6 protein-coding genes are annotated in these 8,604 nt (G+C 69.8%); all 6 read right to left on the bottom strand.

Features of this window, described 5'->3' with window-relative positions:
• Window positions 1–32 precede the first annotated feature (32 nt).
• The 6 genes from ACJOT3_RS29050 to ACJOT3_RS29025 all read right to left on the bottom strand — a co-directional run bounded on the left by ACJOT3_RS29050 (window position 33) and on the right by ACJOT3_RS29025 (window position 8,022).
• The gene (locus ACJOT3_RS29050; protein ID WP_406976317.1) at window positions 33–1,427 is read right to left on the bottom strand and encodes an ABC transporter substrate-binding protein; all 1,395 of its coding nucleotides are present in this window, start codon (window positions 1,425–1,427) and stop codon (window positions 33–35) included.
• Window positions 1,428–1,499: 72 nt separating this feature from the next.
• On the bottom strand, window positions 1,500–2,399 hold the full coding sequence (locus tag ACJOT3_RS29045) for a carbohydrate ABC transporter permease (protein WP_406976316.1): 900 nt from the start codon (window positions 2,397–2,399) through the stop codon (window positions 1,500–1,502).
• A complete protein-coding gene (locus ACJOT3_RS29040) occupies window positions 2,396–3,328 on the bottom strand; it encodes a carbohydrate ABC transporter permease (protein WP_406976315.1) in 933 nt (310 codons plus the stop codon). Before ACJOT3_RS29040 ends, ACJOT3_RS29045 begins: the two co-directional genes overlap by 4 nt.
• Window positions 3,329–3,678: 350 nt before the next feature.
• Window positions 3,679–5,295 carry a citramalate synthase gene (gene cimA / locus ACJOT3_RS29035; RefSeq protein WP_406976314.1) on the bottom strand — a complete coding sequence of 539 codons (1,617 nt, stop codon included), beginning with the start codon at window positions 5,293–5,295 and terminating at the stop codon, window positions 3,679–3,681.
• A 326-nt stretch (window positions 5,296–5,621) separates the two neighbouring features.
• Window positions 5,622–6,740: a branched-chain amino acid aminotransferase gene (locus ACJOT3_RS29030; RefSeq protein WP_406976313.1), complete on the bottom strand. Its 1,119-nt coding sequence runs from the start codon at window positions 6,738–6,740 to the stop codon at window positions 5,622–5,624.
• A gap of 220 nt (window positions 6,741–6,960) precedes the next feature.
• Window positions 6,961–8,022: a 3-isopropylmalate dehydrogenase gene (locus ACJOT3_RS29025; protein WP_406976312.1), complete on the bottom strand. Its 1,062-nt coding sequence runs from the start codon at window positions 8,020–8,022 to the stop codon at window positions 6,961–6,963.
• Window positions 8,023–8,604 lie beyond the last annotated feature (582 nt).

Here is an 8,604-nt window from a genome sequence, read left to right as displayed (position 1 = left end):
CCGGCCCGCGGCCCGGACCCGAACCGGGTGGGTCAGTCCTCCACGGAGGCGTTGTACTCCTCGATCGGGGTGTTCAGCCGGTCGGCGGCGGCCGCCATGGCCTCCTCGGCCGGGGTGTCACTGGTCAGGGCGGTCTCCCAGCCCTCCTCGGCGGTGGCGCGCGCCTCCGCCATGACGCCCATCATGCAGCCGGCGGTGTTCTCGTTGATCTCGGAGTCGGCCAGCTGGTTGGCGGCCACCGAGAACTGCGGGAACTGCTCGGCCCGCTCCTGGGCCTCGGGGCCGTTGTAGCCCTCGGTGTTCACGGACAGGTAGCCGGTCCCGGCGTGCCACTTGGACTGCGACTCGGGGGTCAGCAGGAACTGCACGAACTCCCAGGAGGCGCGGACCTCCTGCTCGCTGTGGCCCTCGCCGTTGATCCACAGGGAGGCGCCGCCGATGATCGAGCCGCCCGGGTCGCCCGCGGAGACGAGCGGGTAGTAGCCGGCCCCCACCTCGAAGTCGGACTGCTCGATGAAGCCGCCCAGCGAGCCGGTGGACTCCAGGGTCATCGCGACCCGGCCCGAGTTGAACGCGGCCTGGGCCTCGTCGGTGTTGCGGCCGATCTGGAGCGCCAGCTCGTCGTCGATCATGCCCTGCCACCACTCGACCAGCTCGACGACCTTGGGGTCGTCGAAGAGGACCTCGGTGGCGCGGCCGCTGCGGCCGTTGGAGTTGTCGCAGTAGGGGGCGCCGGCGCGGGCCATGAACTGCTCGATGAACCAGCCGTAGACGGCGGCCCCGAACCCGTACTGGACGACGGTGCCGTCGTCGTCCCGGACGGTCAGCTCCTCGGCGGCCTCGCGGATCTCCGCCAGGTCGGTGGGCGGGGAGTCCGGGTCCAGGCCCGCCTCCTCGAAGGCGTCCCGGTTGATGTACATCAGCGGGGTGGAGTTGTTGAACGGGAAGGACCGCAGTTCGCCGTCCACCGTGAAGTAGTTGAGCAGCGCGTCCTCGATGGGCTCGGTGTCGTAGCCGTCCGCGTCGATGAAGGACTGCGCGGGCACGGTCTGCCCGGAGTCGATCATGAACTGGGTGCCCAGGTCGAAGATCATGATCAGCTCGGCGGTCTCGCCCTGCTGGATGGCCGCGCGGTGGTTGGCCAGCGCGGTGTCGTAGTCGCCCTGGAAGGCGCCGGTGACCTCGATGCGGCCCTCGTTCTGGGCGTTGAACTCCTCGATGAGGCCGTCGAGCACCTGGCCGTTGGTGGCGTCCATGCTGTGCCAGAACTCCACCTGGACCGCCTCGTCCAGGCCCTCCAGGACGTCGGGGCCGGGGGCGGTGAGGGTGCTGTCGCCACCGCCGCCGGAACAGCCGCTCAGGACCAGGCCGAGGCCGGTGATCAGGGCGGCGGCGCGGACCGCGTGCCGCCGGGGGGAGATTCTCATGCTGTGTCGCTTTCCTCTGGTCGGTAGGGGAACCGTCCCCGGGTTCTCGGGGGCCGGTCGATCGGAGTCCGGCTACTTGACCGCGCCGGCGGTGAGCCCGCGGACGATGAAGCGCTGTCCGAAGATCACGAGGGCGAGGGTGGGCAGGACGGAGAGTGCAGCACCGGCCAGGAGGAGGCCGGGGTTGGATGCTTCGCCGGTCTTGAGGCTGTTCAGACCGATCTGGAGGGTCTGCATCTCGGTGCTGCGGGTGACGATCAGCGGCCAGAAGTACATGTTCCAGCTGGTGATGAACACGTAGACGCCGACGGCGGTGAGGGCGGGGCGGCTGAGCGGGATCAGGACCGTCCACAGGAACCGCAGGTGCCCCATGCCGTCCATGCGCGCCGCGTCGTACAGCTCCCGGGGGAACTGCTTGAAGCTCTGGCGCAGCAGGAACGTGCCGAAGGCGTAGGCCAGGAAGGGCATGACCAGGCCCGCGAAGGTGTCGGTGAGCCGCCACGAGGCGATGGTCAGGTAGTTGGGGATGAAGGTGGCCTCGCCCGGGACCATCAGGGTGGCCAGGAAGAGGGCGAACACCACGGCCGATCCGCGGAAGCGCAGGAACACGAACGCGTAGGCGGCCAGGGCGGAGGTCGCCAGCTGGGAGACGGTGATGATCCCCGCCATGAGCAGCGAGTTCCCGTACATGCGCACCAGCGGCACGGCGTTCAGGGCGGCCGTGATGTTGTCCAGGTGGAACCCGGTGGGCAGCAGCTGCGCCGGGAAGGTCGACAGCTCCCTGGGGTCCATGAACGCCCCGGCGAACACGTAGTACACGGGGAACAGGGTGGGCACCAGGAAGACGAGCAGCAGCAGGTAGAGCACCGCCCGCCCGAGCAGGAAGCGCGGGGAGGGCCGGTGGCGGCGCCGGGGCGCCGGGGCGGCCGCGGCCGGCTCGTCGGATCCGAGGGTGAGGGGGGCCGCGGTCATGCGTAGTGCACCTTCCGCTCGATGACGCCGAACTGGATGAGGGTGCACGCCAGGACCACCAGCAGCAGGACGAGCGCCTGGGCGCTGGCCCGGCCGAAGTCGCTGGTGCTGTAGGCGAAGGCGTTCTCGAAGATCGAGTAGACCAGGGTGGTCGTGGAGCCGCTGGGCCCGCCGCGGGTGAGGATGTGGATCTGCCCGAACCCCTGGAGGGCGTTGATGGTGGAGATCACGATGAGGAAGAACAGCTGCGGGCCGAGCATGGGCACGGTGACGTCGCGGGCCAGGCGCACGCCGGTGGCCCCGTCGATACGGGCGGCCTCGTTGATCTCCTTGGGGATGGAGCCGATCCCGGCGGCCAGGACGAGCACCCCGTAGCCGAGGTTCATCCAGACCGTGGTGATGCACACCGACCACAGGGCCATCTCCTGGGAGGTGAGCCAGGAGACCTGGGACATCCCGGCCCGGTACAGGATGCCGTTGAGCACGCTGTTGCCGGAGCTGTAGAACACCACGAAGATCACCGAGGCGCTGGCCACGGAGAACGCGAAGGGCAGGGCGAAGGCGCCGCGCAGCAGGCGCTGACCGCGGATGACGCCCTCCAGGAGGAGGACGATGGCGAGCGCCCCGGCCACGCCGGGGACGACCGTGCCGAGCGTGAAGAGCAGGGTGGTGAGCAGGACCTGGCCGAACTCGGGCGAGGCCATCTCGGCGAAGTGGCTCAGGCCGACGAACCGGTTGGGCCTGCCGATGATGTCGTTGCCGTGCATCGACAGGTACACGGTCCGGCCGAGCGGATAGACGAGGAACAGGGCGAAGACCACGATGGACGGCGCCAGGAACCCCCAGGCCAGCACGGTCTCCCTGCTCCTGCGGCTGCGTCTGAGCGGTGGGGTCTCGGGGGATGCGGTGGCCGTCGGGGTGGTGGTCACGCCCCCTCCCCCGCCGGTGAGGGTGGTTGGTGAGGACACGTCCCGCAGTCTTGTCCGGGCGGATGACCGGTACCCCGACGCGGGGAGAACGGTGTGCCAACGGGTGGACGCGGGGCGGTTATGTCCGACATCGATCACCACTCGTAACGTGCGGGTTCATCAGAAGTTCGCAGTATCGAGTGACCCAGGGCACAGTGGCTATAACCTTCGGGTCAGGTGTCTATTACCTGTAAGTAAGCTTCCGCCGGATTCCTCCACGTCACGGCACGGGAAGGGCCCCCCGTCCGGATTCCTCCGGCCGAGGGGCCCGATTCCGCCACCGATACCGGTGACGGTAGATGACCGTCCCGTCACACGTCCTGGTCGTGCGGGTAGCCCTGGCGCAGCAGGCCGTAGTTGAAGGCCTGCTCCAGCGCCACCCAGGAGGCGTCCACGACGTTGGGGCCCAGGCCCACCGTCGTCCACTCCCCCGCCCCGTCGCTGAACGTGATGAGCGTGCGGGTGATGGCGTTGGTGCCCGAGCTGCCCTCCAGGATGCGGACCTTGTAGTCCACCAGCTCCAGCCCGGCCAGCGCCGTGTACACGCCCTCCATGGAGGAGCGCAGCGCCCGGTCCAGCGCGTTGACCGGACCGTTGCCCTCGGCGGTGGCGATGACGCGCTCGCCCTTGACCGTCAGCTTGACGGTGGCCTCGGTCAGGCTCTCGTAGGCGCCGAACAGCGGTGCCCCGTCCCGCGGGCGGCGTTCGGTGATGACCCGCCACGACTCCGTCTCGAAGTAGCGGACCGGCTCGCCCATCTCCTCGCGCATCAGCAGCTCCAGGGAGGCGTCGGCCGCCTCGAAGCTGTACCCCGACAGCTCCAGGCCCTTGACCCGCTCCACGACCCGGCCCGACAGGGACCGGTCCCCGGCCAGGTCCAGGCCCAGCTCCTGGGCCTTGAGCTCGATGGACGCCCGCCCGGCCATGTCGGAGACGAGCATGCGCATGGTGTTGCCGACCAGCGCCGGGTCGGTGTGCTGGTACAGGTCGGGGTCGACCTTGATGGCGGAGGCGTGCAGCCCGGCCTTGTGCGCGAACGCCGACACCCCCACGTAGGGGCGGTGCGTGTCCGGGGCCAGGTTGACGATCTCGGCGACGGCGTGCGAGACCCGGGTCATCTCCTCCAGGCAGCCCCGGGGCAGCACGTCCATGCCGCGTTTGAGGGTGAGCGCGCCCACCACGGCGAACAGGTCGGCGTTGCCCACCCGCTCCCCGTAGCCGTTGGAGGTGCACTGCACGTGGGTGGCGCCGGCGTCCACGGCGGCCAGGGTGTTGGCCACGGCGCAGCCGGTGTCGTCCTGGGCGTGCATGCCCAATCGGGCGCCGGTGGCCTCGCGCACCTCGGTGACGGTGCGGAAGACGTCGTCGGGGAGCATGCCCCCGTTGGTGTCGCACAGGACCACGACGTCGGCGCCGGCCGCGGCGGCGGTCCGCACGACGTCGAGGGCGTAGGACGGGTCGTGGCGGTACCCGTCGAAGAAGTGTTCACAGTCCACGAACACACGTTGGCCGTGTTCGCGCAGGTGGGACACCGTGTCGGCGATCATGGCGAGGTTCTCGTCGAGGGTCGTGCGCAGTGCGCGCTCGACGTGCCGGTCGTCACTCTTGGCGACAAGGGTGACGACCGGCGCGCCGCTGTCGCGCAGCGCGGCCACCATGGGGTCGTCGGCGGCCCGCACACCGGCCCGGCGGGTCGCGCCGAACGCGGTGAGTTGCGCGTGCTTCAGCGAGAGCTCTTGTGAAGCCCGCTGAAAGAACTCGGTGTCCTTGGGGTTCGCCCCCGGCCACCCTCCCTCGATGAACCCCACCCCGAAGTCGTCCAGCAGCGCCGCGATGGCCAGCTTGTCGGAGACCCGAAGGTTGATCCCCTCGCGCTGGGCACCGTCGCGCAGCGTGGTGTCGAAGACGTGGAAAGCGTCGTTCCTCATGGGTGGAACTCCCGAAGGTGGATGCTGTGGAGGACCGACCCGGACCCGGCCAACAAAAAAGACCCCCCATGGACATGAGAGGTCTGCGCGCCGGCAAGGTCCGTTGTCAGCCGGCGCGCCTCACGATAATGATCACCTGAGACGGCATGCGGCCAGTGTGCCACAGGACGGCGGCCGTGACGCTGTTCCCGGACGGATTGTCTCGGTATGTGGGACAGTGATTTCTCCCACTGGACATATCAGACACGGGCACGAACCGCCCGGAACCCAGCGGAAAGGGCCGCCGGGAAACCCCGACGGCCCTCGTCCCACGGTGCGTGGCGCTCCTAGAAGCGGGTCACCCAGCCGTGCCCATCCGGGCGCTGACCGGTCTGGATGCCCACCAGTTCCTCGCGCAGGCGCATGGTGACCGGGCCGGGGGTGCCGTCACCGACGGTGAACTCGCCCTCCTCGCTCTTGACGAACCCGACCGGGGTGATGACCGCGGCCGTGCCGCAGGCGAAGACCTCGGTCAGCTCGCCCGACTCGGCGGCCTTGCGCCACTCCTCGGTGGAGATCGGCTTCTCCTCCGCCGGGATGCCCAGGTCCGGGGCCAGGGTCAGCAGGGACTCGCGGGTGATGCCGGGCAGCAGCGTGCCGGTGAGCGGGGGCGTGCGCAGGCGCGCGTTCTCACCCGAGCCGAACACGAACCACAGGTTCATGCCGCCCATCTCCTCGACCCAGCGGTGCTCGCGGGCGTCGAGCCAGACCACCTGGTCGCAGCCCTTCTCCACGGCCTGGGCCTGGGCCAGGAAGCTGGCCGCGTAGTTGCCCGCGAACTTGGCCGCGCCGGTACCGCCGGGGGCCGCGCGCGTGTAGTCCGTGGACAGCCAGACGGTGACCGGCTTGATGCCGCCCGAGAAGTAGGAGCCGACCGGCGAGGCGATGAGCAGGTAGACGTAGGAGCGGGAGGGGTGGTTGACCCCCAGGCCGACGTCCGTCGAGATCATGAACGGACGCAGGTAGAGGCTGAAGTCGGGCTTGGTGGGGACCCACTCCCCGTCGTGCTCCAGCAGCAGTTCGATGGACTTGAGGAAGAGGTCCTCGGGGAGCTCCGGCATGGCCATGCGTGCGGCGCTCCGGTTGAATCGGGCCGCGTTGGCCTCGGGCCGGAAGGAGGCCAGGGAGCCGTCGGGGTGGCGGTAGGCCTTGAGCCCTTCGAAGATCTCCTGGGCGTAGTGGAGTGCGGAGGTGGCCGGGTCCAGGCTCAGCGGACCGTAGGGCTCCAGCTTCGCGTCGTGCCAGCCCTTGCCCTCGGTGTAGCGGATGCTCACCATGTGGTCGGTGAACACCTGGCCGAACCCGGGACTCTCCAGCAGCGCCTCTCGCTCCTGCGGGGTCTTCCGCCGGTCGGAGAGCTGGATGTCGAACGCCAACCCGCTCGTGGTGGTGTTGTCGTTGGTCATGTCTCGTCGGTCCTCTCGGGTGCATCAGGTCGGCAGCGCCGCCGACCTGGGATCTAGTCTGTCGGAAGAGCGCACCCTGTGCCAGAGCGGGGGCAACAGGCCCGTAACACGGCGAAGGGCGCGCCCGGGGATGTCCGGGCGCGCCCTTATGGCTGTTCACGGTGACTGTGTGCCGGTCGGCCGCGCCCTGGTCATCGACGGGGCAGGGCCGACGGGGGTGTCAGCCCTGCTCGGCTACTCGCGCGGCGAGGTCGTCGCCGATGCGGGAGGTGGAGCGGGCCTCGCCGGGGGCACGGGTCTTGAGGTCGGCGGCGACGGCGGCCTCGATGCGGCGGGCCGCCTCGGGGACGCCGAGGTGGTCCAGCAGCGTGGCGGCCGACAGCACGGTGGCGGTCGGGTCGGCCTTGCCCTGCCCGGCGATGTCGGGGGCCGAGCCGTGGACCGGCTCGAACATGCTCGGGTAGGTGCCGTCCGGGTTGATGTTGCCGCTGGCGGCCAGCCCGATGCCGCCGGTGATGGCGGCGCCGATGTCGGTGATGATGTCGCCGAACAGGTTGTCGGTGACGACCACGTCGAACCGGGCGGGCTGGTTGACGAAGAACATGGCGGCGGCGTCGACGTGGCAGTAGTCGACGGAGACCTGCGGGTACTCCTCGCCGACCTCGCGCACGGTGCGCTGCCACAGCTCGCCCGCGAAGGTCAGCACGTTGTCCTTGTGGACCAGCGTGAGCTTCCTGCGCGGGCGCGCGGCGGCCTGGGCGAACGCGAAGCGGACGACGCGCTCCACGCCGAAGCGGGTGTTGACGCTGTCCTGGGTGGCGATCTCGTGCGGGGTGCCCTTGCGCAGGACGCCCCCGGCCCCGGCGTAGGGGCCCTCGGTGCCCTCGCGGACGACGAGCATGTCGATGTCCTCGGGGGTCACACCGGCCAGCGGGCTCTCCACGCCGGGGTACAGGCGCACGGGGCGCAGGTTGACGTAGTGGTCGAAGTCGAAGCGCAGGCGCAGCAGCAGGCCGCGTTCCAGGACGCCGCTGGGGACCGTGGGGTCCCCGACCGCGCCCAGGTAGATGGCCTCGTGCCGCGCCAGCTCCGCGGCGACGGAGTCGGGCAGGGTCTCGCCGGTGCGGTGCCAGAGCCGGGCGCCGAGCTCGTACTCGGTGGCCTCGACGGCGAGGTCGTGCCGGGCGGCGGCGACCTCCAGCACCTTGAGGCCCTCGGCGACGACCTCGGGTCCGATCCCGTCGCCGGGGATGACGGCCAGTTTCACCGTGCGCGCTGCCATGCGGCCTGCCTCTGCTCCGATCGCGATCCCACCGGCTACTTCTCACATGATGAGATCAGAATGAACACTGAATGAGACAACCCTACCGGCCCGCGGGACCGGCGGCGTCCCCCTCCCCGACCTTTCAGTCGCGGCGGTTCAGCGCGTCCTGGAGTGCGCGGTGGATCTCTTCGTCGGCGTCGGCGGTGGACGGGAACTCGACCATGTCGTACATCATGTGGAACTCCGATTGCGGTGCGTGACCGGCATCGCCTGCGATCGGGCCGGATGGGCGCGCGCCGGGCGGATGCCGCGGTCCACGGTGACCGCGAGAGATGAGAAGAGGCAGGAGCGGTGGTTCCCGGCGGGGTCGCCGGGGCCGCCTCCGCGGGCCCGGGTCGAGGCGGGCGGAAGTGGCGGGCGGCGGCGTCGACCGGTGGAGTCGGACACCGCGGGCTCCTAGGACGACAGAATATCGGAGGTCCAACTATGTGGCCAGAAATTCTCACGATGTGAGACGAATTCGTGTCGCCGCAGGTCACCGAACCGCACATTTCGCCATTGAAAACACAAAAGGGGCCGCACCTCACGGTGCGGCCCCTG

Origin of the sequence: Nocardiopsis protaetiae (assembly GCF_045446735.1) — a bacterium.
In the GTDB taxonomy this organism is placed as follows: domain Bacteria; phylum Actinomycetota; class Actinomycetes; order Streptosporangiales; family Streptosporangiaceae; genus Nocardiopsis; species Nocardiopsis protaetiae.
This window is presented reverse-complemented; position numbering and strand designations above follow the sequence as displayed.